Genomic DNA, 25,235 nt, shown 5'->3' with positions numbered 1-25,235 from the left:
ACAGACTGCTTTGAGTGACGGCGACGTATCCAACTCAGCAATAGCATTATAATAAATTTTGTATATTAGTTGGTGATTCGGTAGCGCTGTGATATGACGTAATACGGAGTATTGGCACAAAGCCAAGTTTTTAACGAAAATAGTAGGTAATTTGTAAATCAAATTATCATGAAAACTTCAATACCTCGTATTCCTCCTCCAATTTTTTTTCTTATAGGATTAATTGCGATGATACTACTCAGTTCATTTGTTCCAATTGGACGCTGGTTAAATTACCCTTGGAGATACCTTGGTATAATATTTCTTGTTTTAGGATTTTCTCTCAGTCTTGGGAGCGGCTTATCTTTCCGAAGATTAGGGACAAATCCCCGTCCTGGCGCCAAAGCAACTCTAATGGTCACGACAGGACCTTTTAAGTACACCAGAAATCCAATGTATTTGGGGTTAACCACAATGCTGATCGGTATTGCGACACTTTTAGGAACATTTTCACCTGTGCTTATTATTCCCATATTCTTTATCCTCGTGCAAACACAATTTGTATTACGAGAAGAGAAATTGATGGAACAGTGGTTTGGCCAACCATACTTAGATTATAAAAAGAAGACTCCGAGGTGGTTAATTTAAGAAAGATGGCTGGCGCTAACATTGCATTGCCAAAAGTGGGGCTGACGGACAAGTGCTGAGCAATATTGTCTTTAAGCAGAATAGCTATACACTTTTTAAGGCTAACAGCACAATAACTATACACCTTCTTTTTAAGGGGCGATTTTACCATACGGGCTTGAATCCTCGACTTTACAGTTTTATCGTGGATTTTTCAATCCGGCTTTCCCGGAGGCCTGTATGTCTTCCAGCATTTCCGCAAAATGGCATTTAGCTGCTGTTCTTTGGGAATTAGGAAGTCGCAACATGCGGGGTACCCCGTGGGCGCTGCCTGTGATTGTTGTAAATTGGGACAATGCGACTTATAAAAACCAACGCGGGCCGTTAGTCTTCAAAGACCATATCAAGGCCGAACTCGCCTTTAACATCCCATAACTTCTAACAATGAGGTTGAACCCCTCTCTGAGACAGGAGCATAGGGCGCTTGGTCACTTACGAGAGCTATCTTTATTGGTCGTAGCTATGCCGAGGAGCTATAAACCGCTCGTAGACCGAATCTTGTTTTCCGACATATTGGTCAGCCGCCATTAGAGACCATCTGGCTCTAAGCACTTCGTAAATATTGGCGTAAGCGTCGTAGGGAATCGGAACAAACCTAACATGTTCGGGCAACAGGTCGCCAGTTGTTCTGTTTATGTATGCAGCACGGCCTATTCGGGATACGGCAATAATAGATGATGCTACTAAAAGTACGGCTACTGCCCAACGCACAGGTGTCTTCGAAGGTCGAGTTAGTAATCGCAGGGTTCCGTTCGGGGCCGATAGATGTTGATACATATACAAACCAACAATAAGCAATAATGGCATGAGTCCGCGAAAGAGGAAATCATTCACTTTCCCAATCCTGTATAAGGGGAACACAGCTATGAAAAAAAGGATCAGGTATAATGGAAGGCTGGGCAGGCGTTTGCTATCCTTGCCGGTTAGGAACCGGTAACCTAGACAGAACACGATCAGATTGATACCAATGTTAACTGAATATTCTATGGTCCGGCTGTTCATGCTTTCACCGAATTGCCAGATGAACCCCGATACCGGGGGCTTCTCGTGTGACAGATATAGGACGAGCACCGGGGCACAACACAAGCAGGGCAACAGGACTTCATTTACGGCGGACGCGATGTGAAAGCTCCCCTTCCGAGTAAACCATTTATGAAGGATAAGGATGCCAACGAGCAGGCCACAAGTAAAAGCAGGAAACACGGCCCACCAGAAGGAAAGCGCTACCGGTAGCACCATACGTTCCAGTCGGATACCTTCTTTAAGAGTGTGCCCGAGCATTTTTGAATTAATGTGTATAGCTATTTTGGTCAAGGACATCGAAAGCGTTGGAAATTGCCAGCTTTTTTAACCGCCGGCAACCCTGTCAAACCCGATTCCACCATAAACGAACCGGGGAAACCTTGATTAGGATACAACATACAGAGAATTGGCTACGACGACCCATTAAAGTCTATTGACCTTTGTGCCATAATTAAAAACTAAAAAAATGGCAACAACACATTCGAAAGCAGACAACATCCCTTCACAGCAAGGAAAAACAATTTTAATTACAGGAGCAAGCAGTGGCATTGGAAAGGAAACCGCAAAGTTATTTCAATCTGAAGGCTGGAATGTAATCGCTACAATGAGAAATCCGGAAAACGAATCAGAATTGAAGCAGTTAGAAAATGTCCTGGTTACTAAACTTGATGTTTTAGATTTGGGATCTATCCAAAATGCGTTTATAGAAGGCGTTCAAAAATTTGGCGGCATCGACGTATTGCTCAATAATGCTGGTTATGGTACATACGGACCATTGGAGGCATTTAGTAGAGACCAGATTTTGAGACAATTCAACACCAATGTTATCGGACTTTTAGATGTTAGCAGGACCGTGTTGCCTCACTTTAGACAAAACAAAAAGGGTATTATTATTAATATTTCTTCTATTGGCGGCAAAATGACTTTCCCTATGGGTTCATTATACCACGGAACAAAATTTGCAGTCGAAGGTATTTCCGAATCGCTTAGTTATGAAGTAGCGTCATTTGGCGGACAGATAAAAATTGTTGAGCCAGGTATGATAGCAACCGATTTTTCAGGTAGGTCTTTAGTTTTTAGTAACGACGAAAATATGGCTGATTATCAAAGCCTTGCTAGTTCTTTGATGGCAGCAATGCCTACAATGGCGGAAAATGCATCGCCTGCAAGTTTGGTGGCCGAAGTAATCTTTAAAGCCGCAACAGATGGAACAGATCAATTAAGATATACAGCGGGAGAAGATGCCAAAATGCTTATGGAAAACCGGCAGCAATACGATGACGCTACATTTATAGATGGTATAAAATCACAATTTGGCCTTTAAATAGTAGAAATTTAATCCAATTGCAAAATATCCAATACTGACGCGCCAAAGCCCATTATCTATAGGCTTTGGCGTTTTCGCCTTATGCAGCCCAGCCGACAGTGCAGTCCTGAAGAAACTGGAAAACCTTGATTAGGATACAACATGCAGAGAATCGGCTACGAAGACAGACCAAGGAATATTGACCTTCGTACCAGACTCAAATACATAAGAAAGTGGCGATAAAAAATTGGGCAGCAGACGACCTCCCTTCACAGCAAGGAAAAACAATATTTAAAACAGGTAGGTGTAGTGATATGGACGGCCTAACCCTATTAAAATACTCAATGAAAACATTATTCACATTAATTCTTATGATAATGTACACTGCCAATTATGGACAAAACGCCCCGGCTGAAAGCGTCAAGAAGCAGCAAGTCATGTCCACCACAAAGCGCCGCGCGCTGATCATCATCTCGTCCGGCCGCCAGCTACCGCTTGTTGAGCCAGCCGAGGTTAAATCGATCTCTATCGGGTTCTTTCTGGTCGAGTTGGCCCAGGTACTCAAGGAATTCGAGTACGACTACGAGTTCACCTTCGCCACTACTGACGGTATGGCTCCGCAGCTGGACATCAACGGCATGGCCCTGGCCATTCAATCCATTGAGAAGACGGGCACCAAAACCATCGCCCTCCGTATGCAACAGTGCCGCCGCTCGTACGAGGTCAACAGCTTCCGGCAGCGCCACCCCAAGTTGGCCGCCCGCCGCGAGCAGGAAGTCCAGCTACTGGAGCGTCACATAGGCAAGATCTCGGTCTCTGAACTATTACCCAACAGCGAGCAGGAGCTCGTTGAGTACCGCCGTGAATTGGTTCGCCGCCTCGAAAAGCTGCCCGAAGGCACCTTCCACTCGCTGCAGGAGCTCGTCCAGCGTCATCGCGACCCGGCCGCCCCGTTCACCTTCGCCGACTTTGACTTCATCCACGCGCCCGGCGGCCACGCCCCGATGGTCGATTTCTTGGATAACCCGTGGCTCGGTGAAACCCTGCACTTAGCCCGGGAGAACGGTGTCATCATCTCGCTGATCTGCCATGCGCCAGTGGCGGTGACCTCTACCCGGCAACGCATTGATGTGCAGGGTCATCCCTACCTCGTTAACGACAACCCGTTCCTGGCCGCCGCCATCTCGACCGTCCCAAAGATCGGCGAGTTGTTCGCACTGCGGTTCCTCTACCCACACGTCCCCGGCAAGAAGACCCGAACCTCCTACTTTGTAGACAAAGCCATCAAGGGAGTTGGCTTCAAACTTGCTACCTCCGTCAATATCGCCGCCCCGAAACTGTCCTACGAGCCGTCTGTGCGCCTGCTCACCGGCAACGGCCCGCAGGCCATCGACCAGCAGGCCACAAAGCTGCGCAGCATCCTCACCAGCACCCGGGTCGGCCGGTACGCCAGTGGCAAGTAGCCGAGCAGGTACCCGTGATCGTCCACCTCTGTGGCAAGTGCTAGGTGCAGCCCCAAACAAACAGACAGTGCGACAATGAACAAACTTTAAAACCTTGATCAGGATACATCATTCAGAGAATCGGCTACTCTGACAGTTTTAAAGTTTCTGACCTTTGTGCCATAATTAAAAACATAAAAAATGACAGCAAAAAATTGGACGGCAGACGCCATACCTTCACAGCAAGGGAAAACTATTCTTGTTACAGGTGCAAACAGTGGACTTGGACTGGAAGCATCAAAGGTATTGAGCAGTAAAGGTGCTCACGTAATCATGACTGCCCGTAATATGAAAAGTGGTAATGAAGCAATTTCCCTGATTAAAGAAGAAAACGCTGATGCAAAATTAGACCTGATGCAACTGGACTTGTCCGATTTTGCGTCAATACGTCAATTTTCTCAGGAGTTTCATCAGAAGTATAAGCAACTTGATGTACTGATCAATAATGCAGGTGTGATGTTTCCGGTAAAACGGGAACTTACCAAACAAAACTTTGAAGTCCAGTTTGGAACAAATCATCTGGGGCATTTCTTGTTAACCGGTTTGCTTTTGGATATATTAAGAAGCACCCCAAATTCCCGTATAGCAATACAGTCAAGCGGGCAGCACAAGGCAAAAATGGGTAAGCCCGATATCCACTTTGATGACCTGAATTTTGATAAAGGATATAACAAATATATGGCCTATACTCAAAGCAAACTGGCAAACCTATTATTTGCGTTTGAACTGGACCGACAACTGAAAGCGAACAAGATTGACATAACCGTCGTTGCTGCTCACCCTGGCTACACCAAAACAAATCTTGTCAGGCACTCGGGCTTTTTTGTTCAGGCCATCATTACTAATATACTTGCACAGAGCGTTCAGATGGGCACATTGCCCATATTAAGAGCGGCAATAGATACAGGCGTAACCGGTGGTGAATACTTTGGGCCGACCAAAATGGGTGAAATGCGTGGATATCCCGAACTGGTAAGGTCAAGCGACAAATCCTATGATAAGGAGTTAGCTGGAAAACTTTGGAGGGTGTCTGAAAAATCAACCAATTTTATTTATAATTTTAAATGACCATGAGTTCAAAAGAAAATAAAATTGTTAAAATAAATTCCGTTTCGGAATTGCACAAACTAATGGGTATCCCCAAGCCTAAGCATCCATTAGTTAGTTTGATCAACTATAACGATATCCAGTACCATGCTATTGAAAAGTCGGTAAAGGCAGTACTTAACTTTTACACCGTTTCCACAAAGCATAACGCTGACTGCAAGTTCAACTATGGCCAAAATTATTACGATTTCGATGAAGGTGTTTTGGCATTTATGGAACCGGGCCAAATCGCATCAGGCACCCAAAATGGAAGTATGAGTGCAGATGGGTGGTTGTTGGTTTTTCATCCCGACCTTATCAGAAATTACCCAATTGGAAAAAATATAAAAAATTACGGGTTCTTTTCTTATGCAATAAATGAAGCATTGCACCTATCTGAGTCTGAAGAGGCAATGCTTGGAGAGATTTTCAAGAATATTGAAAAAGAATACAATCATTCGATAGACCAATTCAGCCAGGATGTAATGGTTTCACAGATTGAGCTATTACTCAATTACTCCAACCGATTTTATAACCGGCAATTCATTACCCGCAAAACAGCTAGCAATGATTTGCTGACAAAAATGGAGGCCTTACTGGACGAATATTTCGAAAGCGACAAGATACTTGAAACAGGGCTTCCATCAGTTCAATTTTTTGCTGATAAATTAAATCTATCACCTAATTATTTGAGTGATATGCTGAGAATTACCACAGGTCAAAGTACGCAACAACATATCCATAATAAACTAATCGAAAAAGCGAGAGAAGCATTGTCAACAACAAATCTTACAGTAAGCGAAATCGCATACCAGTTAGGTTTCGAGTACCCACAATCGTTCAGCAAATTATTTAAAACCAAAATGAATGTTTCCCCACTTGAGTATAGGGCGTCTTTTAATTAATGAACGAGAGATTCAAAGCAAAAATGAGAAGTCAAGAAACGACAGAATAGAGGCGCCAGGTTTATGAAGTCCTGTAAATCCAGCAGCAAGTGTATCAGACCCAGCGGAAGCACGGGATTTTTATACAAGCGCCCTGCAGGTCAACAACTTGCAGGGTGCTTTTTCTTCTCGGCACAACAGTCTCTGAACCTTCGAGCGTGGCCGAGAATGCGGGCTTTGATGTCATAGACTGATACGAACCGGGATTTTATCTCCAACTCCAAAGCAATTGCCTCGGCCTCAGCCTCCTTCTGTGTGAGGTAACCGTTGATGATCGTAGCATTTCGGGCTGTTGGTTTCAACTTGCCCTTTTTTTCGTTCCAGTCTTCGGGATGGATACGGATGGCCAGTGCCAGGTATTTGGATCTCCTGTGCTTGGTGATGCGAAGGTAAACGGGTACGAGGCCCTGCCTGTTTATACTATCAAGTCTAGGGAAAATCTTAACGGATGTCATAACGGATGATTTATCAATCAAGACAAAGAAATCCCCGACTGGTTGTGCATTGAGTCGACTAATTCCTTGCAGTCGCAGAAAGCGACGATGAGAAGGTCTTAATAAAGATCATAATCCCCCCAAAATCGTTAGCAGAAAACGAAACCCCAGAAGAAGCACTTGAATTGTCGATAGAGATATGCATTGCGGTGGCCCCACCTATTGATAAAAATTTTTTAAGAAAAAAGTCATAAAATAAACTTTTTAGTATATTTTTGCTAAACGATTTAATGATATGATCACGAAGGCAGAAAGAACAAAGCGTTTTATCCTGGAAACAGCAGCGCCGCTATATAACCAGAAAGGGATTTCAGGAGTTAACATCGATGATGTGCTTGCAGCTACAAAGTTGACGAAGGGTTGCCTATACGGGCACTTTGAAAATAAGGATGACCTGTCTGTACAAGTCGTTGAGTATATGCTGGATAATGTCGTTCAAAAAATGATGTTTGCAGTCGGTGCGGGAAAGACAGCCACTGCGAAAGTATTCGCATTCCTTGATTTTTATAAAGATCCCTTTAATACATACATCAGTGGAGGATGCCCTATTTTCAATACTGCTGTCGAGGTCGATGACAATTTCCCGGAGATCAAAGAGAAAATTGGCGGAGTAATCCGCCGGGGGCAGGATACGTTTTCCGCGATATTGAAACAAGGCATTCAGGATGGTGAATTTTCAACAAAGCTGGATCCGGCTGTCTACGCATTCAAGGCGACCGCCGCCATCGAAGGAGGGCTGGTGATGTGCCGGGCTATGAATACCGCCAAGCCGATGCACGGGCTGATTAAAAGCCTGAAATCTGAACTGGGGAGTTATAAGATTTAATTTTTTTTGCAGTGAAATATACCAAAAAGTCTATTTTATATAACTGAGATTGATAGCTAGGTTGGCAACAACACAGGAATGAAAATGCACTTAAAGGTCTATTTTGAAGTCATGATATTCAAACACTAAAAAACAATATGAAAGCATTCATCATTGATAGTTATAAGCCGGAAAACGGCATGCGTATGACAAATGTTCCCGACCCGATTGTCGGGGAAAGCGATGTCCTGGTACAGATACATGCAGCCGGTGTCAACCTGCTGGACTCTAAGATCAAGAGCGGGGAATTTAAAGCAATGCTACCGTACAAATTTCCCCTGGTCATGGGACACGACATGGCGGGCGTGGTGGTTAAAGTCGGTTCCCGGGTAAGGAAGTTCAAGGCAGGTGATCAGGTATATGCGAGGCCGGCTGATTTCAGGATCGGTACGTTTGCCGAGCTGATAGCTATACGCGAGTCGGATTTGGCCTTCAAGCCCGCCTCGCTTTCTATGGAAGAGGCCGCATCCATTCCGCTGGTGGGCCTTACCGTCTGGCAGGCGCTGGTTGAAAAGGCAAACCTAAAAAGAGGGCAAAAGGTGTTTATTCAGGCCGGTTCCGGCGGTGTAGGTACATTCGCCATACAGCTGGCCAAGCATCTGGGGGCTACGGTGGCAACGACCACCAGTGCGGCCAACATAGAACTGGTAAAAAGCTTGGGCGCAGATGTTGTAATCGACTACAAGAAAGAGGATTTCGAGATCATTCTTAAAGACTACGATGTGGTCCTGAACAGCCAGGATGCCAAGACCCTCGAAAAGTCGCTTCGTATATTAAAGCCCGGTGGAAAACTTATCTCCATCTCTGGCCCGCCTGACCCTGCATTCGCCCGAGAACTCGGATTGAATGCGGTGCTGAAAGTGGTCATGTTCTTTCTAAGCTTCGCAACCAAAAGAAAGGCTAGACGGTTTGGGGTAGATTATTCTTTCCTTTTCATGAGAGCCGAGGGAGCCCAGCTTGGCAAGATCACTGACCTGATCAATGCGGGAGTTATACGTCCGGTGATGGACAAGGTATTTCCATTCGAGCAGGCTAACGATGCTCTAGCTTATGTGGAAAGCGGGCGGGCCAAAGGCAAAGTTGTCATCAAAGTAGCCTAGTATAATCATGGCCAGGGCAATGTATCCGGTCATGTTCAAACAGTATTTCTTTTTTATTAACGCAGGTTCAAGCCAGAGTGAAAGCGGTCAGGCAATCATAGAAGACATGCGTCGTTAAAACTCAATCAAAAAATAGACCAAAAAGTATAATATAGATTTTATGAATGACAAACAGATTTTGACACATACCAACTGGGGGAATTAAATTAACAAACCGCCTGGTCATGGCCCCTATGACACGTTCCCGCTCCAACAACCCTGGGAACGTGGCCACTGAACTGACGGCAAAGTATTATCAGCAACGCGCTTCCGCAGGCTTGATCATTACCGAAGGGACGTTCATCAGTCCGGAAGCTGTGGGAGTAGTAAACGTTCCCGGCATTTATACAAGGCAGCATGTCCAGGGATGGAGACAGACAACGGACGCTGTGCATCGGGCAGGAGGAAAGATCTTTGCACAACTGTGGCATACCGGTGCATACTCGCATCCGGATTTGCATGAGGGGAAGAAACCTTTGGCTCCCTCCAATATCAATCCCAATCAACAGGTCTTTACGGCAGAGGGCTTAAAACCCTCTGAGCAACCGCGTCCTATGACATTAGAAGATATTCAAAGAACAATAGCAGACTTCAAGCAAGCTGCAATCAACGCTTTTGATGCAGGCTTTGACGGTGTTGAGCTGCATGCGGCAAACGGTTATTTGTTACAACAGTTTTTTAGTAAGAATACCAATGTCCGCACCGACGAATACGGTGGAACCATAGAAAACCGTGCAAGGATCCTGTTTGATATTCTGGATGAACTGAAGATGGTTGTCGACATGAGGAAAGTAGCTGTCAGACTGAACCCTTCACTGAATGGTATTATGGGTATTTTGGTAGATGAGGAAACCATCGCTTTGTATAACTACATTGTCAGTAGACTCAATGATTATGGTTTAGCCTATATCCACCTGATCGAACCATTTACCGATGTATCAGGCAATCCCCACGCCATTCAGGAAGTTGCAAAACATTTCCGTAAATCATACAAGGGTACTATTGTCATCAACCGGGGCTTACCCGCCGCTGGTGAATACAGAATTTTCGGTCGAAATCGGCGGCGCTAATGGTATCCCTCCGTCAGATGTGGCCGATGAATTACTGCTGGCTTTTGAAAAGGACCAATTTGAAGTTCCCGTCGGAGATACTAAAAAAATCCATGGGATGATAGAACCTATCACGGAGAGAATCTACGGGTAACTTGGTTTATCGGAACTTAAACAAAAATTATTTCAATCGGATTTAGAATCAGAAAAAATGACATCACAACATTTAACTTATGCAACTGTCCCGACCCAGTTCGTGACCGCAGCAAATGGGATAAAGTTCGCCTATCGCAGACTTGGCCCCAAAACGGATATTCCTGTTATATACTTTAACCACCTGGCTTCAAATATGGATAACTGCGACCCCAGGATTGTCGATGGTATGGCGACCCGGCATGAGATTATTTCCTTCGACTACCAGGGAGTAGGATCCACATCGGGAGAGGATGCAAAGTCCATAGGCGCTATGGCGAAGGATAGCGCTGCATTTATAAAAGCGCTGGGCTACGGAAAAGTGGACATCCTGGCGTTTTCCATGGGAGGTTTTATCGCCCAGGAACTGATGGCAATGCAGCCGGACTTGGTCCGTAAGATTATTCTTGCCGGTACAGGGCCAAGGGGAGGCAAAGGCATCAGCGATGTGGTCCGACTGACTTATTGGGATATGATCAAGGGACTTTTCACTTTTGTTGACCCTAAATTTTACTTGTTCTTTACTTCTACTCGAAATGGCAAAAATGCTGCCCGCCTGTTTTTGAAGCGCCTGAGGGAACGCACCGTAAACCGTGACACCCCGGTAAAATTCAAAACATTAAAAACACAACTGGAAGCGATACGTATATGGGGGCACGAGCAGCCTGCTGACCTGTCGGTATTTGAACAGCCCGTATTGGTTATCAACGGCGACAATGACAGGATGGTACCCACACCGAATTCTTATGACCTGGCTAAACGCTTGCCAAATGCGCAGCTGCATATCTATGAGGAAGCCGCGCACGGGGCCGTATTTCAACACCATGATGATTTTGTGAAAAGGGCACTGGCTTTTTTCGCTTCTTAATTTAACAATCCCCAATATTGAATTCGACATGAAAAAGATAATAGTAATACTCTTCCTTAGCTTAGTTACAGGCTCAGGTGCATTTGCACATCACGTACCACCGAAAGCTAAAAATGTATCTACGGATGTCAAGTCAGAAAAACACCTGTCCTCATCCATCCTGCTTTGGATGCGTACCGAAAAACCCCGTCAGCAGGGAATGGACCGTTGGAAAGGTCCGCACTCCAAAATAATTTCTGCCAACAAAGGATTGGAAGAATACCGTCAGATCCACTTAGCTGAAAACAATCACGGCTTGTGGCAACAGGTCAAAGGTGTGGAAACTGTCATACCATCAGACCGCAGGGTTGACGGCGTTGCAGATGTTACCTTAAAAAGTCTATTTTCACTCTTTAGGGGCAAAAAACAAAACAGGCTTGCCTACAAGGATGAAGTAAACATATTTAAGCGTACCATACTCTACGCTGCAATGCCGAAATCTTCCCGGTGGTACCAGGTAGCCGGACCAGGCCATAAAATCGAAGCCAGGAGTATTGTTTTTTTCGGATAAAAGAGGGCGTCAAAGAAGATGATTTCAAAAAATTTATCAGTGAAGAACTTACCCCTGTGCTGGCTAATACCGGGATACTACAAGAATTAAGAAGCAAGGTATATTCACCCTGGAAGAAAAGGCAATGGGATACGCCCAACGTAGCACATGACAATCCCGAAGAGGTACAATTTCAGGCTTCACTGATGCTGGGATTTATCGACAAAGACGCCATGGAGAAATTCTTTAAAAGCGACGATATCAAAAAACTGTCTGATAGGTTATCTGTTTTCTGTTCGGCTGTTCATGCATATGAAATAGATGAGACATTGACCTTTGTAAAAGATGGCAAAGAACTTCCGCATTATCTAAAATAGATGGCCGGAAAAGCTGTATTGTGACACATTGAAATCAATTCAGAATTCCATTTCCAATACCTTAATCAACTGTTTTTAAATCGATTAATTTCTTTATATCCTCTAATAAATGGTTCGAGATTCGTACCAGCGGGATCACTGAAAGCGCCGGGTTTGAGCCCCTCCCAGGTTTTCAGACGGTTGAAAGTAGAGTTTCCGGTGTTTCTTGATGTAAATTAACAAATTCCTTTGGGGTTAAATCATTCAGAGCACTGTGCGGCCTGAAGTGATTGTATTCCCATCGAAAGTCCTCGATTTTTTCTCGGGCATCGTCCAGAGATAAGAACCAATTGATAGAAAGACATTCATCCGCGCGGCTTCCGCCCGAAACTTCCCATTAAAAGATCGCTCCGGCGACCCGGTCAACATATGGATTGACCAGTTGGCCATTTCCTTTTTGTACGGCGGCCTCACAGCTTTTTTTTAATCACGTCCTGCAGCATCTGCTTGTCAAGGCTTAGGTCCGCGACAAGCTTCTTAAACTGGGCGTTTTCCTCCGCTCCGGCGGCCAGGTTCCAGTTGTCGCAGTTTTCGAAGCTCTGCAACGCCCATGCCTCCGTACTTTTTGCGGTCCGCCGCGGCGGTTCCAATTGAAGAACGTGGCCTGAGATACTCCCAGCTGTCGGCATATCTCCTCAACGCGTGTACCAGTCTTGGACTGCCTGAGCGCAAATGCTATCTGTGTCTCGGTGAATTTTGACTTTTTCATAGTGACAAATTACAATTTTGACCAAACAATGCGCTGGCCGCGACACGGCACTTTTATATCAGCATTAGGTAATGCATTGAAACAAATAATAGAGGTAACAATGGAAAATGAAAATTTGGCTGGAAAAGTAGTTGTCATCACAGGCGCCAGCAGCGGTATCGGCAAGTCTATCGCTCTTCATCTGGCAAAGCGCGGAGCATTCGTAGCTTTGGGTGCGCGCAGGACAGAAAGGCTGACGAGCTCGTTTCCCAAATCCATCCATTTAAGGGAAAGGCAACGGCGTTCACCACCGATGTGACGAGGAGGGAATCAGTCGACGCATTGATCCGGAACACACTGGATACCTTCGGGCGGATTGATGTCATGGTCAACAATGCGGGTGTGATGCTGCTTTCCAGCAACCGATTTTACGACCGCCAGTTTATTACCCGCAAGCCCTTTCAACGACCTGATTGCTGAAATGGAATCCTATTTGACAGCCTTCTTCAATAACGATGAGGCACTTTTCAAAGGAGCTCCCACAGTAGGGCAGGTTTCCGATCATTTGAAAGTCTCGCCGCGTTATCTGAGCGATATGCTACGCTCGCTGACCGGCCAAACCAAGATTGAGGCTTCCAGCTACGTCCTGTTTCTGACGCTTCCTGAACTTTGCAGTAACAAAACACAAGAAGGAATGGAACTGAAGAACAGCGCAGTCTTAATTACAGGCGGCACGAATGATATCGGGTTGGAGCTTATAAAACAACTGATCCGGGAGGGAACAAATATCACGGTCACCGGACCCAGTCACGCTAACGCTATATCATACCAGGGGCTATTGTGAATGTAGCCTCCGGTATGATGTAGCGTTTTATGGGCTTATTTTTTTATGATCTTGAATGTTTGTCCATCAACTTTCAAAATGTAAATACCAATCGGGTAACTGCGCAGGTCAACTACAACCGAGGCTGGCCGGGGCGCTAGCTCCGATGGGCTATTTCTTGGTTTTTCGCCCTTTTGTAATCTGACACCGGCGAGGTTAAAAATTTCAAAGGTGCCTGGCGTTTTACTTGATTCTACCCGAAGAAAATCGGTTACAGGATTCGGGTAAACAAGTATTTTGGCATCTATGTCAAACGCAATGGAAACGGTCTTTGAAAAGGCATGGGAGCCATCCTGGTCGATCTGTTTCAGGCGGTAATAGTTGATACCAGGTAAAGGTGTTTTGTCTGTAAAAAGATAATTGACAAGCACTTTACTTTCACCTTTTGCATTTACTACCCCGATGGATTCAAAGCTTTTCGCATCGTTGCTGCGCTGTATCTCGAAATGCGATGCATTGACTTCCTCGGTCGTTGCCCATTGCAGCACGCTCGTGTTTTCAACTGCCCTGCCCGTGAAACTAACCAGTGTGACGGGAAGTGGCAATTCTACACTTCCCAGGGCAATGGCGCTGATCGCCACCCCGGCAGGGATGACGCCGGTAAGCGTGCTGTTCTCGGTATTCCCGCTTGCATTAGCGCCGCCGCTCAGGTCCATCCACTGCGTGCCGTTCCAACCGACCAGCCGGAGATTGGCTGTGGTGGCAAAGCTGGCCATATCGGGAATGGAAACAGCTACGGTGATATTGTCGTCACTTCCCGCCGGATTGATCCAGTCCCAAAAACCTGCCGGACTCACCGTTTTAACAGGAACGGCTACGGCTGCCAGGCTATGCGTGCCCCCATCGGAAGGGTCTGTTACCGTGCCGGGACTGCCTACGAACCAGGCCGTACTGAGCGTGGCGGCGGCGGGAGCCGAAATCGAAAGTGTCCGCAGGTCGGTGCTACTGCCGACTGGAAATACGAATGCGTCGTTACCGATTTTCGTCACGTAGCCATTCACATGTTGAGCGTCCGTATTTCCGCCTGTATAGCTCGCCCCGTCACTAAAACGGAGCGAACTGGCTGTGTGCGTATTGCGTGCGGTGGTCGTGATACCGTTATTGAATGCGAGCTGCCCTGCGATATTGACCCCCTGAATATTGGTAATGGCCATTACATTAGCCGCACCGATGTTGAATTGTGCATTAAAAAAGGCAGGCGCGGTGCTACCGCTGATGGTATTGGGCCCACTGAAAGCAAAGAGATCGATGCTTCCGGTAGAAGTCCAGCTGCCATTATTTTGCAGCAGATTGTTACCGTGTTCGTAAGTCGCACCGTTGGCCAATGTTACCAACCCGTCGGGCAGCACGATGGTACCGCCGGGCGAGTAGTCGCTGAAATAGCCGCCGTCCAGGTTGAAAGGAGCATTAGCGCCACCGTAGGTCGTGTTTTGCCCAGAGGCCGGGACTGCAACAGCGGCGATCAGCGTTAAAATTAAGAGTCGTTTCATATTCGCTGTTTTTAAATGAATGGATAGGCGTTAAGCCTTATTTGCTGACAGCTTTCGAAGCACTTTCAGCCCCTTTGACCCCCATCATTTGTTCCATTTGTTTCACACGCTCCACCAATTGAGCGGTAACAGCCTGATTGCCTTTTAATTCCTGATTTTCTGCTTTCAGCGACTCGATTTGTGCCTGTTGTTCTTGTATTGCTTTGGTCAATACCGGTATCAGTTCTGTATACGAAACGCCCAGCGTTTTGTCTGCGTCCTTTCCTTCAGTTACCAGGGAAGGCAATACTTTTGCTACCTCCTGGGCAATGAAGCCGATTTCGTGACGATCATATTTGGTGTCCTTTATGCTGTTCTTCTTCTCATACTGAACAGGATTCAGGGCCATTACGGTAGAAAGGCCGTGCTTCGTATGGCTGATATTGCGTTTCAGGCGTGCGTCGGAGGTGAGCACCACGCCATTGGCGCGAACAGATGCGGAAGCGTTGATGTCGCCCGCTACATCTAGTTTATAAGCAGGGCCCACAACACCAACACCCAAATTGCCGGCATCGGTCAAGCGCATGAGCTCCAGGGGTGTGCCATCTTTCCAACTGGTATTGGTATTCCAGATAAATCCTACTGTATTGCTGACCGATGCCGTATTGTTGCGGTCGATAGTGAAAGACATGTTTTCCCGGGATTCCATGAACAGGGTGGCGCCTGGATATCCCAAATCTCTGTCGCCGTAAATCCGTTCATCATTGTCCCCTCCCCAGCGCAACACGTACGCCCGCGTAAGTGCGAGGTCGCCGTTGGTAATATCAAGCTTCGCAGCAGGTGCATTGGTCCCGATGCCGACATTGCCGGTGGCGGTCACCCTCATCTGCTCCGTAGCACTGGTCCGGAGTGCCAGGTCTTGCGCGTCGGTAGTACCTATATAATTGGTTGCGGGGTTTGTACCGGCATTACCGGTAAGTCCCCAACCGGTTGTACCGCCACCACCCGACGCAGACAGTACACCGCCCGTCAGCGAAAGGTTTGCGCCCAGGGTGATGTTACCTATGTTACCACTGGCATCGCGTCCTGTAATGGCGATCGGTGTTCCGTTGCTTCCGGTTACCCTCGCCGTACCTTCCACATGAAGCGTTTGTTGGGGTACGTTTGTGCCGATGCCCACACGGCCATTGCTCTGGATACGCATCAGTTCCGTACCATCGCCATTGCTGCCGCCCGCCATAAACCGATGAACGGCGTTAACATTTCTGTCGATATGATAATTCAAGGCCGCGGTGCCAAGGCCGATACCATAGGTTTCGGTATCGCTACCATCATCATAAAACCTGATCTTCGGGCCTTGTGCAGATGCAAAGGAAAGTGGTGCGCGGGGCGTGGTATTGTTAATACCTACATTACCAGCATTGCTGATCCGCATACGCTCGGCAGCACTCGTGCGAAGAATCAGGGGTTGTGCGTCGGTAGTGCCGATATAGTTGGTTGCCGGGTTAGTGCCGGCATTACCGGTAAGTCCCCAGCCGGGGGAGCCAGACGATGCCGACAGTACACCACCCGTCAGCGAAAGATTAGCCCCCAAAGTGACATTTCCTACATTACCGCTGGCATCACGACCCGTAATGGCGGTCGGTGTTCCGCTGCTTCCGGTTACTCTCGCCGTACCCTGAACATGTAGCGTTTGTTGCGGTGCGTTGGTGCCGATACCCACACGACCATTGCTCTGGATACGCATCAGTTCCGTACCATCGCCATTGCTGCCGCCCGCGATAAACCGATGAACGGCGCTAACATTTCTGTCGATATGATAATTGAGTGCCGCGGCGCCAAGGGCCATGCCATAGGTGGCGGTATCACTGCCATTATCCCAAAACCTGATCTTCGGGCCTATTTCGGATGCAAAGGAAAGTGGTGCGCGAGGGGTAGTATTGTTAATACCTACATTACCTGTATTGCTGATTCGCATACGCTCGGCAGCACTCGTGCGAAGAATCAGGGGTTGTGCGTCGGTAGTGCCGATATAATTGGTTGCCGGGTTGGTACCGGCGTTGCCGGTGAGATTCCATGCATTGCCACCGCTGGATACCGACCATATCGGCGCGGCTGGCGTGCCTGTGTTTACCTGCAACTGATTTGTGGTGGTATTGTAGATCATTAAGCCGGTTGCAGGGCTGGCTATGGCATTTCGTTGGGTAGTTGTCAGTCGCGGTGCCAGTATACCTTTATTATTGCCCGTGCCGCCGGTTACTTCCAGCATGGCACTGTTATCCGGAGCTCCGGAGCCCCCTATCTTGGTCTGGGCGCGTGTTTGAAAAGCTGCTGCAACCATAGCACCTACAAGCAAAACGTAGTACTTTTTCATAGAAAAACTTGTTTGGTTTAGCCAGAATTGGCGATTTACAAAGATGGCTGCTCCACTATAAGTAGTTTGTATTATAATATCAGGACTCTGTGTAATAATGCATCAGTTGGTTTGTATTGACACATAGTATAAGTTTGTATTGACATCACTACAAAACTGTCATATCTTGACATTCGTTGCCCTCCATACGGCGCATAGACACCTTTTTTAGGACATATGTATTATCTTGCTTGTAGAATAAATTTGCTGCTATGGATTGTAGTTCTGATAACACCGGGGAGGGGAACGGCTGCGCCATCCGACTATTATATCACCCATTATACCAGCCAAAACGGGTTGCCGCAAAACAGCGCCAAAGGATTGGAATTGGATAAGGACGGGTTCCTGTGGATCGGCACGGAAGCCGGGCTGGTGCGTTTTGACGGGCAGCGGTTTAAACTATTCGATGCCGATCACTATCCGCTGATGAAATCCAACCGCGTCAGAGAACTGTCACTCGACACGGCCGGGGTACTCTGTTTCCGGGACGGGGCCTTCCTGACATTCGACAGCAGAGGCTGGATGCAGCAAATTTCAGATAAAGCCTTTTTGGGAAGGATCACCCGGTTGCAGACCGAGTTTCTTTCGGTGCAGGACCACTCGCTATCATTCTTGTCGGAAGGAAAGCTTCGCTGGTCAATGGTCCTGCCCGAGCTCGTAATAGGTCGGCAAGGCAATTTTTGGGCTATTCAGGGCCGGAAATGCTTTTTCCTGGCGAAGCGTGGGTTATTATCGTGCGTCGATGCCGACAAGCATAGAACAACTGTCAGGATAACCGGCTTGCCGCCGCACCTGACAGCTTCCGCAAAAGATGAGCCGAAGGTACAGGGTCTGCTAGGGTATGACGGCCTGTTATATTACCATACCGACAAAGCTATTTACCAGCTAACTGAGGCAGGGAGAAATGAATTACACGCGAGGCTGGTACTGGAAGCGGACTTCTCGGATGTCACTTGCTTTCGGCATTACCCCGGGTTGAATATGTACGTGATTGGAACGGCGACGCATGGGGTGTATATTCTGCGCCGCAAACAGTTTGAAGCCTACCGACATAGCAATGGATACGGAAACTTTTACCCACAGGTACCCTATGGCGAAACCGGCGCCCTCACTGCCTTTGGACTCCTTTATCCGGGTGGATCGCGTCTGGGGTTCCCTTTCGATGTAGGTTCGTTTCAGGGTGTGCTCAGAGATAGTCGGCGGCATTACTGGCTCGACCGAACGTATATGACGTCGAGCACAACCTACGACGTGATGCTGGTTGAGATGGATGAAAAACTCCGTGAGTTGAAGCAGCGGTTTAACCGCCGCGGAAGCAGTTGCATCCGCGAAACACCGGACGGCCGCATATGGGTATTGACTTCCGGTGGTCGGCGCCTGGTACATGTAGATGGCGATTCACTGCGATCTTTGCCCGAACATTGCGATATCAATTATGGAGCACAAACTTTTTTGCCCGTTGATAATGAGCACTTCTGGATCGCGGGAAGGGAATTGATGGCGCTGCTGAATGTCAGGACAGGAAAGCAAATTCACTACAAAACACTCGAACATTACAACATTGAAGCCCTGCACCTGGATCGGAACAACGTGCTTTGGGTGGGCACTACCGGCAAGGGTTTCTATGCTATTAAAGGCGGCCGCGTTATAAAGCTGCCTTTGGATAGGAAGGCTTCACTTAAAGATGTCCATTCCTTCATGGAGGACCATAGCGGGTTTATCTGGATGAGTACAAACAACGGCCTTTTCCGATGCAAGAAAGCAGACCTTGATCTCTTTATAGCAGGGAAAACCGCCGACATATATTACCAGTGTTTCAAACAGGAATCGGGTTTTAATACCAATGAATTCAATGGAAACTGCACCCCTTACGCTGTCGTTCTGGGCAATGGTAAATTTTCTTTTCCTTCGATAGACGGGTTGGTGCAATTTTATCCGGACAGCATTAAGGAATTACTCCCGGTCAGCAGGATCATTGTCGATCAGCTATTGATTGATGGCAAACAGCATTATCCGAACGGTCATTCGATCGGCCTCAAATCGGACTTCAAGTACATTGAGGTACAGGTGGCGTCGCCATTTTACGGTAACCCGGCCAACCAGTATCTTGAATACAGGCTAACGGGCCTGGACAGCATTTGGCACCCCTTGAATGAAGACAATAAGGTGGTGTTCAATAACCTCGCGCACGGACAATACGGTTTGCAGTTCCGGAAAACTGCGGGATTCGGCCCGGGTAACATCACCACGACAAGCATTTCTTTGTTTGTCGAGCCGTTCTTTTACCAGACCATTTATTTTAAACTGGCCGCCATTATTTTGATTCTCTTGCTGATCTATCTGGTTGTGAAAATAAGGTATGCGTACCTTTTGAAGCAAAACAAACAACTGGAACAGGAAGTGGCAAATCGCACTTTCCATCTTAACAACGCGAACCGGCTCAAAGAAAAGATGCTGATGATGGTAGGGCATGACCTCCAATCACCATTGCATTTCCTGGGTTACCTGTCCGATACCAATTATGAAGCCGTCATGTCCAATCAACACGAGAAGGCAGGTTTAATAAGCAGGGAAATGAAAAACGCCAGCCGGGAAATTTATGCCTTTGTCGATGAGTTAAGTCTATGGGCACGGGTACAGGACGAAAGATTTAATTTAAAGAAAACAGCCTTTTCTTTTACTTCACTCGTCAGCGAACTCGACCTTTTTTTCAAAGAGATATTGGGGCATCAGCGTAATACCTTTGAATTTACAACTGAAGAGAATTACGAGCTATATACCAACAGGGAGCTGCTGAAGGCAATATTACGCAACCTTGTAGAAAATGCCCGTAAGCATACCCATCAGGGCGTTATAAGCGTGCATTGTTACAGGGATAGTGACAACACCTGCTCAGTTCGTGTGTCGGATACAGGCAAGGGTATGACACCCGAAACATTGGGAAAGATAAATAACCTGATTCGACACTCCGGGGAAACCCTAGATTTTGAGTCTGGGAATAGAATGGGGTACCAGTTCATTATTGATTTTGTCACTCGCTTGAGCATGCATTTGGCAATAGATAGTCAGGAGAACAAGGGTACCGTCGTCGTCGTCAGCGGGATTGCATTGCAGCCGGCTGGTCTTCAAATGAAGAAGGGTTATCAAACCCCGTAAATGAAAGCAAGTTCGGCAAGTTCGTTATGGCTTTCTATGTTCAGCTTTTCATAGAGGCGCTGTTTTAGCGTGTTTACTGTGCCGTATTTGAGCTTCATCAGGTCGCCGATTTGCACCTGGGTGTGGCCTTGCACGAGGTACATGGCTACCTGAAACTCCCTTGTACTCAGTCTGTCAAAAGGACGGTTCGATTTCCCCTCCAAAGAGTTTTGTAACAAGATGTCCGCCAGTTTCTGGCTTACATATTTCTTGCCCGCCAGAATGATATGGATTGCCTTTCCAATTTCATCCTTCGGTGCATCCTTTTTTAGGTAACCGTGAGCACCCAGTTGAATAAAACGGGCACCGTAAAGCGTTTCTTCATTCATTGACAAAACCAGCACCCTGGTTTTGGGATGAAAATTTTTGATGTGGTACATCAAAATAGCGGGATCTGTATTGGGCATAACTAAATCCAGCAACACCAACGTGTAGGTGTTTTTCTTCATCAGGGCCATTACACTTTCTGTATCCCAGGCTTCATCGATGATACAATCGGGGAAGAGTTCCACAAGCATCATGGCTAATCCAAAGCGGACGACATGGTGATCATCAGCGACAATTATTCTTTTCATAACGTTGATTCTTGGGAAAGACGAAGAAACCGTTTAAGACCGGCCTGGTTGACTCGAATAAAGCCAGAATGGGGCAGGAGGGTAAAATTTCCAGTTTCACTCACAAAACAAAAAACGGATATACAGTAAATTATCAACCCGCAAGGTACAAAACAGAAAAAAAAGCCATGTATTGATAACCAGCCATTATCTGTCGAAAATCTGCTACAAAACGATTTCCTGCTCGATCCGTCAAGCATTACAAAATTCCTAAGTACTTATCAAACAGGCCTCCTTATCCGGTTCGTGGTTACTGAGCGCGTCAGCAACCACGTTATCTACTACATCCGGTGCGTACTAGCTCATTTTTAGCTCTAAACTGGCAATTGTGGTCAACTCAACACGCGCTTGTTTGGGCAAACCTGCCACGGCCAGGCATGTACGGGTCGGATAGCGGTCAACAAAATAAGTTTGGTACACTGCGTTGAGCTGGTCGAAATACCTCATATCCGTCAAATACACGGTAACACTGACAATGTGGCCGAAAGTCAGCCCGTGCTCGTCAAGTATTGTCTCTATATTCGCAAATACTTGCCTTACCTCATCCTCGAAGGAGGTACTCACCAACTGCCCGCCAGCAGAGCCAATCTGACCCGAAATGAACAAAAATCCGTTGGATACCAATGCTTTTGAAATCGGCACTGCCGGTGCGGAAGCCTTTTCGATTGTACTCATGTGATTAATATGTTGGATATGTTTTCATTAAAAGTTTCACAGCCATTCCTTTTGGGGGCTTCCAATGCCACATTTGGTTTTGCGCATTGTTCGAAATTTACATGCGAAGGTACAGTGTAACCCCTATGCTCGCAATATCCCGCTACTAGATTCCTGCACCATTAGATTTTACCGACATTATAATGCAAAACGATGGTTGAATAATAATGGCAAGCCGTTGAAGAACTGGAAACGGCTTGCATGGACATGGATTTGGCATGGACGTGCTATGTGTGACTAACTATCAGGCGTGATGGCACCAGCCGCATAGTATCGATCATTGTAATACATTGTATAGGCAGCAAAAAGGAGCAGCGTCAGTATTTCGGCCAAAGAGCGGGATAGCCAGATGCCTGGTAGGCCAAAATAGTCCGGAAGAATCATAAGCGCCGGCGCAACTCTATGAGCTCGGATTTGAACATTCGCAAAGTTTCAGCAAGCTATTTAAAAACAAAACCAATCAATCTCCGATGGAGTTCAGGGCTTCGTTCACGTAAAAACATTCCCTCTGAGCAATGAATGTAAGAATGGCAAAGGATTGATTTTATTAACTTTGCCAAATGCTAAATGAAGAAAGAACTGGAATCCCCTGGCTGAATGAGGTGGACCTTCGACTTAAAGGCTTTAAAGTTCACCCCCTCCCGGAATCAACAGAAGTCCCGGTCAAAGCCGGACGGCGCGACTTTTACAAAATGGGTTTGGTCAACGGCGAGATGACCATAAATTTTGGTGGTCAGCTACTGGACATCAAAGGAACAGCACTCTTTTTTGTCAACCCGCAAGTGCCGCACGCGCTCGTTCGTCGTATCAACCGTACCAGTGGTTACGCCTGTATCTTTACCGAAACCTTCCTCAATGGGCGGGACTTACAGGATTCCCCGCTTTTCAGGGTTGGCGAAAATCCGGTTGTAACGCTGAATGCAGAACAAGCCGCATTTATGACTGGCCTTTTTAAGAAAATGCTGTCTGTTTACGACGGCAACTATCTTTATAAAAGCGATCTGATCAAAAACTACATTGCGCTCATCATCCACGAGGCCCTTCGAATACAGCCCGCTCAGCATAGCTCTACTTTCCGAAATGGCGAAAGCCGCCTTACACATCTTTTCACTGAGCAGCTCGAAAAGCAGTTCCCGATCGAGCGCAGCGACCAGCCGCTCCGTCTACGCAGTCCGCAGGACTATGCCAGGCATTTAAGTGTACATGTCAATTACCTGAACCGGTCTGTCAGGGAAACGACGGGCAAAACCACCTCGGCGCATATATCCTCGCGCATTATTGCCGAAGCAAAAGCGCTGTTGCAACATAGTGATTGGAGCGTGGCCGAGATCGCTTACGCGCTTGGGTTTGAATACCCTGCGTATTTTAATAACTATTTTAGACGCCTGACTGGTAGCACACCGAACACTTTCCGGAAGGTTTGAAAGTCATAGTTATTGGTTTGATATTGATTGGCTGTCCGCCCAGCTGCGGCCTAATTTTGCCGTATCATTATTAAATCATTCAACCATGAAAATTTTAGTAACAGGAGCAACAGGAAAAGTAGGAAGCCGTTTAGTGCCACGCCTGATAGCCAAAGGCTATGATGTATCGATATTGGTCAGGGACATTGCAAAAGCTGGCGGTTTGATAGAGCTCGGTGCGACACCCATAACCGGCGACCTGTTTGAACCAGCCACACTGCCGGCAGCCGTATCCGGTATGGATGCCGTGATCCATCTTGCCGCGTTATTCCGAACCTTGACAGATAATGAAGGTATCATCAAAACCAACCGCGAGGGAAGTATCGCATTAGCGCAGGCAGCATACGAAGCCGGTGTCAAATGATTTGTTTTTACCAGTACCTCCAATGTGTACGGTACAGGTTACCACCGCCCGGCCAAAGAAGACGAACAGGTGGACGTTAACGACCCGCGTGCTTACTCTTCCAGTAAGATCGCCACAGAAAGGGAATTGATCGAGATGCAGCAAAACCAGGGATTTGACGTCCGTATCCTGCGTCTTGGCTTTGTTTACGGTGATAAAGACCCGCATATCGCCGAAATTATCCCATATATTAAAAAGCTGAACATGCATTCGGGATCGCGCATGCATATGGTCCACCACCTGGATGTGGCGCAGGCACTGGTCCTGCTGCTCACCACCGAGGGATTGGATGGAGAGATTTTCAATGTAGCCGACGATGCACCGATCACTTTGTACGAACTGGCTGATTCTGTGGGACAAGCAGCCGATACCTTTGAGGAAAGATGTATTCGCAACTAGTCTATATCATGCTTGGTAAACCACCCCACCTCGATCAGGCATGCCAGCGAGAATGATCGCCGGCCGAATAGCTGGATCTCGGGAATTATGTCATTTAGCAACTTTTGCCAAGATATCAGCAACGAATTTGGGCTGGGAAAGAAAAGGCGAATGGCTCGTGCTCACTTCATAGACCGTTTTGATGCCGGCAGTTGCTATCATGCGGTCTTGCAGTCCTGGGGAAATTACAATGTCCTGAAGGGTTTTGATATACGCCTTGTCCACCAATCCGAAGCCTGTACTTGTTAATGCCACCGTGTTTGTAAATGGAATGGCGGGCTCTGCGCGGTAGTTTAAAACTACCTTATCCTTCGCCGTCTGCGAGCCGTCGGGGATAAAAAGGTTGATAAGTTCGGCCTGGTTCACGTCCAGCAGGAGTTTATCGGCGGATTGACTCAATGCTGGCCCGAGTTTCGAATCCGGATCAGAATTGGCCAGTTCGAGCAGCGACTGACCGTTGGATGGAAGGAACGCGCCAATGTAAACGAGTTTCTCGATTTGAGACGGTATCTTCTCAGCCACGTGTGTAACCACCATTCCGCCCATACTATGCCCAACCAGTATGACTTTGCCATTGGCTGAATTGATCGCTTGAATCACTTTGTCCCTGTAAACGTCTAGAGAGAGCTGATACGGTGGGGTCTGGTCTTTCCCGTGGCCGGGTAGCTCGACAACGATCACCTTGTTTCCGGAACTAATCAATTGGGCACTCACCTCTTCCCAAACGTAAGGTGCCTGCCATGCGCCATGCACGAACACGTAGGTGTGGGTAGGCGCGAGAATGTGGTCATCTTGGGTACATGAGGCCATAGCTGATAATGCGAATGCTGCCGATAGGAGCATCAGGCTCGTTGTTTTCATCTTTTTGGGTTTTGA

Annotated in this window: 21 protein-coding genes and 5 pseudogenes; 18 read left to right on the top strand and 8 right to left on the bottom strand. The window is 47.0% G+C overall.

Translation table 11 applies throughout. From position 1 onward, the window contains the following. Positions 1–168: 168 nt before the first annotated feature. The 5 genes from BP71_RS32505 to BP71_RS32485 all read left to right on the top strand — a co-directional run bounded on the left by BP71_RS32505 (position 169) and on the right by BP71_RS32485 (position 6,488). On the top strand, positions 169–627 hold the full coding sequence (locus tag BP71_RS32505) for a methyltransferase family protein (RefSeq protein WP_496385809.1): 459 nt from the start codon (positions 169–171) through the stop codon (positions 625–627). 1,528 nt (positions 628–2,155) lie between these two features. Continuing rightward, a complete protein-coding gene (locus BP71_RS32500; protein WP_496385808.1) occupies positions 2,156–3,013 on the top strand; it encodes an SDR family oxidoreductase in 858 nt (285 codons plus the stop codon). A gap of 359 nt (positions 3,014–3,372) precedes the next feature. Next, complete coding sequence (locus tag BP71_RS32495; protein WP_496385807.1) at positions 3,373–4,458, top strand: hypothetical protein; 1,086 nt, start codon at positions 3,373–3,375, stop codon at positions 4,456–4,458. Between the two features lie 180 nt (positions 4,459–4,638). Further along, positions 4,639–5,565, top strand: coding sequence for an oxidoreductase (locus BP71_RS32490; protein ID WP_496385806.1), 927 nt, complete (start codon positions 4,639–4,641; stop codon positions 5,563–5,565). A 2-nt stretch (positions 5,566–5,567) separates the two neighbouring features. Next, the gene (locus BP71_RS32485) at positions 5,568–6,488 is read left to right on the top strand and encodes a helix-turn-helix domain-containing protein (RefSeq protein ID WP_496385805.1); all 921 of its coding nucleotides are present in this window, start codon (positions 5,568–5,570) and stop codon (positions 6,486–6,488) included. 140 nt (positions 6,489–6,628) lie between these two features. Here the strand turns inward: BP71_RS32485 and BP71_RS32480 are convergent, their stop codons facing one another. Continuing rightward, complete coding sequence (locus tag BP71_RS32480) at positions 6,629–6,982, bottom strand: Arm DNA-binding domain-containing protein (protein WP_496385804.1); 354 nt, start codon at positions 6,980–6,982, stop codon at positions 6,629–6,631. Between the two features lie 274 nt (positions 6,983–7,256). On the opposite strand from BP71_RS32480, the gene BP71_RS32475 reads away from it, so the two are divergent. The 6 genes from BP71_RS32475 to BP71_RS32450 all read left to right on the top strand — a co-directional run bounded on the left by BP71_RS32475 (position 7,257) and on the right by BP71_RS32450 (position 12,040). After that, entirely contained in the window at positions 7,257–7,847 is a 591-nt protein-coding gene (locus BP71_RS32475; protein WP_496385803.1) for a TetR/AcrR family transcriptional regulator, read from the top strand. A 137-nt stretch (positions 7,848–7,984) separates the two neighbouring features. After that, positions 7,985–8,986 (top strand): NADP-dependent oxidoreductase, encoded by a 1,002-nt coding sequence (locus tag BP71_RS32470; RefSeq protein ID WP_496385802.1) that lies wholly within the window; start codon positions 7,985–7,987, stop codon positions 8,984–8,986. Between the two features lie 185 nt (positions 8,987–9,171). Then, on the top strand, positions 9,172–10,095 hold the full coding sequence (locus BP71_RS32465; protein ID WP_496386054.1) for an alkene reductase: 924 nt from the start codon (positions 9,172–9,174) through the stop codon (positions 10,093–10,095). 190 nt (positions 10,096–10,285) lie between these two features. After that, a complete protein-coding gene (locus BP71_RS32460; RefSeq protein ID WP_496385800.1) occupies positions 10,286–11,134 on the top strand; it encodes an alpha/beta fold hydrolase in 849 nt (282 codons plus the stop codon). A gap of 28 nt (positions 11,135–11,162) precedes the next feature. Continuing rightward, positions 11,163–11,684, top strand: coding sequence for a hypothetical protein (locus BP71_RS32455; protein ID WP_496385799.1), 522 nt, complete (start codon positions 11,163–11,165; stop codon positions 11,682–11,684). Positions 11,685–11,740: 56 nt separating this feature from the next. Continuing rightward, positions 11,741–12,040, top strand: coding sequence for a hypothetical protein (locus BP71_RS32450; RefSeq protein WP_496385798.1), 300 nt, complete (start codon positions 11,741–11,743; stop codon positions 12,038–12,040). 172 nt (positions 12,041–12,212) lie between these two features. Here the strand turns inward: BP71_RS32450 and BP71_RS32445 are convergent. Both BP71_RS32445 and BP71_RS32440 read right to left on the bottom strand, forming a co-directional pair. Further along, positions 12,213–12,380, bottom strand: a pseudogene (locus BP71_RS32445) (integrase core domain-containing protein); the annotation flags it as partial. A 115-nt stretch (positions 12,381–12,495) separates the two neighbouring features. After that, positions 12,496–12,788 (bottom strand): annotated as a pseudogene (locus BP71_RS32440) (transposase); the annotation flags it as partial. A 28-nt stretch (positions 12,789–12,816) separates the two neighbouring features. Here BP71_RS32440 and BP71_RS32435 point away from each other — a divergent pair. Further along, positions 12,817–13,247 (top strand): annotated as a pseudogene (locus BP71_RS32435) (SDR family oxidoreductase). Between the two features lies 1 nt (position 13,248). Continuing rightward, a complete protein-coding gene (locus BP71_RS32430) occupies positions 13,249–13,611 on the top strand; it encodes a hypothetical protein (RefSeq protein WP_496385797.1) in 363 nt (120 codons plus the stop codon). A 35-nt stretch (positions 13,612–13,646) separates the two neighbouring features. On the opposite strand, the gene BP71_RS32425 is transcribed toward BP71_RS32430, so the two are convergent. Together BP71_RS32425 and BP71_RS32420 are read right to left on the bottom strand one after the other, a co-directional pair. Next, the gene (locus BP71_RS32425; protein WP_496385796.1) at positions 13,647–15,140 is read right to left on the bottom strand and encodes a T9SS type A sorting domain-containing protein; all 1,494 of its coding nucleotides are present in this window, start codon (positions 15,138–15,140) and stop codon (positions 13,647–13,649) included. A gap of 37 nt (positions 15,141–15,177) precedes the next feature. Next, positions 15,178–17,493 (bottom strand): phage tail-like protein, encoded by a 2,316-nt coding sequence (locus tag BP71_RS32420; RefSeq protein WP_496385795.1) that lies wholly within the window; start codon positions 17,491–17,493, stop codon positions 15,178–15,180. A gap of 243 nt (positions 17,494–17,736) precedes the next feature. Here BP71_RS32420 and BP71_RS32415 point away from each other — a divergent pair, with 243 nt between their 5' ends. Continuing rightward, complete coding sequence (locus BP71_RS32415) at positions 17,737–20,688, top strand: ligand-binding sensor domain-containing protein (protein WP_496385794.1); 2,952 nt, start codon at positions 17,737–17,739, stop codon at positions 20,686–20,688. On the opposite strand, the gene BP71_RS32410 is transcribed toward BP71_RS32415, so the two are convergent. Then, positions 20,676–21,302 (bottom strand): response regulator, encoded by a 627-nt coding sequence (locus BP71_RS32410; protein WP_496385793.1) that lies wholly within the window; start codon positions 21,300–21,302, stop codon positions 20,676–20,678. The genes BP71_RS32415 and BP71_RS32410 overlap by 13 nt on opposite strands. Before the next feature lie 336 nt (positions 21,303–21,638). Further along, positions 21,639–22,016, bottom strand: a complete 378-nt coding sequence (locus tag BP71_RS32405; RefSeq protein ID WP_496385792.1) for a RidA family protein — start codon at positions 22,014–22,016, stop codon at positions 21,639–21,641. A gap of 440 nt (positions 22,017–22,456) precedes the next feature. Here BP71_RS32405 and BP71_RS32400 point away from each other — a divergent pair. The 4 genes and pseudogenes from BP71_RS32400 to BP71_RS32385 all read left to right on the top strand — a co-directional run. After that, positions 22,457–22,552, top strand: a pseudogene (locus BP71_RS32400) (AraC family transcriptional regulator); the annotation flags it as partial. Positions 22,553–22,615: 63 nt separating this feature from the next. After that, on the top strand, positions 22,616–23,479 hold the full coding sequence (locus BP71_RS32395) for a helix-turn-helix domain-containing protein (RefSeq protein ID WP_496385791.1): 864 nt from the start codon (positions 22,616–22,618) through the stop codon (positions 23,477–23,479). Between the two features lie 85 nt (positions 23,480–23,564). Beyond that, a complete protein-coding gene (locus BP71_RS32390; protein ID WP_496385790.1) occupies positions 23,565–23,882 on the top strand; it encodes an NAD-dependent epimerase/dehydratase family protein in 318 nt (105 codons plus the stop codon). 12 nt (positions 23,883–23,894) lie between these two features. Further along, a pseudogene (locus BP71_RS32385) lies at positions 23,895–24,320 on the top strand (NAD-dependent epimerase/dehydratase family protein); the annotation flags it as partial. A gap of 90 nt (positions 24,321–24,410) precedes the next feature. Here the strand turns inward: BP71_RS32385 and BP71_RS32380 are convergent. Further along, positions 24,411–25,220, bottom strand: coding sequence for an alpha/beta fold hydrolase (locus BP71_RS32380; protein WP_496385789.1), 810 nt, complete (start codon positions 25,218–25,220; stop codon positions 24,411–24,413). Positions 25,221–25,235: the final 15 nt, after the last annotated feature.

Source organism: Dyadobacter ginsengisoli DSM 21015, assembly GCF_059568735.1.
Note: the sequence above shows the minus strand (reverse complement) of the source record. Positions and strands in the feature narration are given on the sequence as shown.

Coding starts and splice junctions, on each gene's coding strand:
- BP71_RS32485 (WP_496385805.1), top strand. CDS start 5,568: ATGAGTTCAAAAGAAAATAAAATTGTTAAAATAAATTCCGTTTCGGAA.
- BP71_RS32470 (WP_496385802.1), top strand. CDS start 7,985: ATGAAAGCATTCATCATTGATAGTTATAAGCCGGAAAACGGCATGCGT.
- BP71_RS32410 (WP_496385793.1), bottom strand. CDS start 21,302: ATGAAAAGAATAATTGTCGCTGATGATCACCATGTCGTCCGCTTTGGA.
- BP71_RS32425 (WP_496385796.1), bottom strand. CDS start 15,140: ATGAAACGACTCTTAATTTTAACGCTGATCGCCGCTGTTGCAGTCCCG.
- BP71_RS32460 (WP_496385800.1), top strand. CDS start 10,286: ATGACATCACAACATTTAACTTATGCAACTGTCCCGACCCAGTTCGTG.
- BP71_RS32475 (WP_496385803.1), top strand. CDS start 7,257: ATGATCACGAAGGCAGAAAGAACAAAGCGTTTTATCCTGGAAACAGCA.
- BP71_RS32495 (WP_496385807.1), top strand. CDS start 3,373: ATGTACACTGCCAATTATGGACAAAACGCCCCGGCTGAAAGCGTCAAG.
- BP71_RS32505 (WP_496385809.1), top strand. CDS start 169: ATGAAAACTTCAATACCTCGTATTCCTCCTCCAATTTTTTTTCTTATA.
- BP71_RS32395 (WP_496385791.1), top strand. CDS start 22,616: ATGCTAAATGAAGAAAGAACTGGAATCCCCTGGCTGAATGAGGTGGAC.
- BP71_RS32380 (WP_496385789.1), bottom strand. CDS start 25,220: ATGAAAACAACGAGCCTGATGCTCCTATCGGCAGCATTCGCATTATCA.
- BP71_RS32490 (WP_496385806.1), top strand. CDS start 4,639: ATGACAGCAAAAAATTGGACGGCAGACGCCATACCTTCACAGCAAGGG.
- BP71_RS32420 (WP_496385795.1), bottom strand. CDS start 17,493: ATGAAAAAGTACTACGTTTTGCTTGTAGGTGCTATGGTTGCAGCAGCT.
- BP71_RS32405 (WP_496385792.1), bottom strand. CDS start 22,016: ATGAGTACAATCGAAAAGGCTTCCGCACCGGCAGTGCCGATTTCAAAA.
- BP71_RS32500 (WP_496385808.1), top strand. CDS start 2,156: ATGGCAACAACACATTCGAAAGCAGACAACATCCCTTCACAGCAAGGA.
- BP71_RS32390 (WP_496385790.1), top strand. CDS start 23,565: ATGAAAATTTTAGTAACAGGAGCAACAGGAAAAGTAGGAAGCCGTTTA.
- BP71_RS32480 (WP_496385804.1), bottom strand. CDS start 6,982: ATGACATCCGTTAAGATTTTCCCTAGACTTGATAGTATAAACAGGCAG.
- BP71_RS32455 (WP_496385799.1), top strand. CDS start 11,163: ATGAAAAAGATAATAGTAATACTCTTCCTTAGCTTAGTTACAGGCTCA.
- BP71_RS32430 (WP_496385797.1), top strand. CDS start 13,249: ATGGAATCCTATTTGACAGCCTTCTTCAATAACGATGAGGCACTTTTC.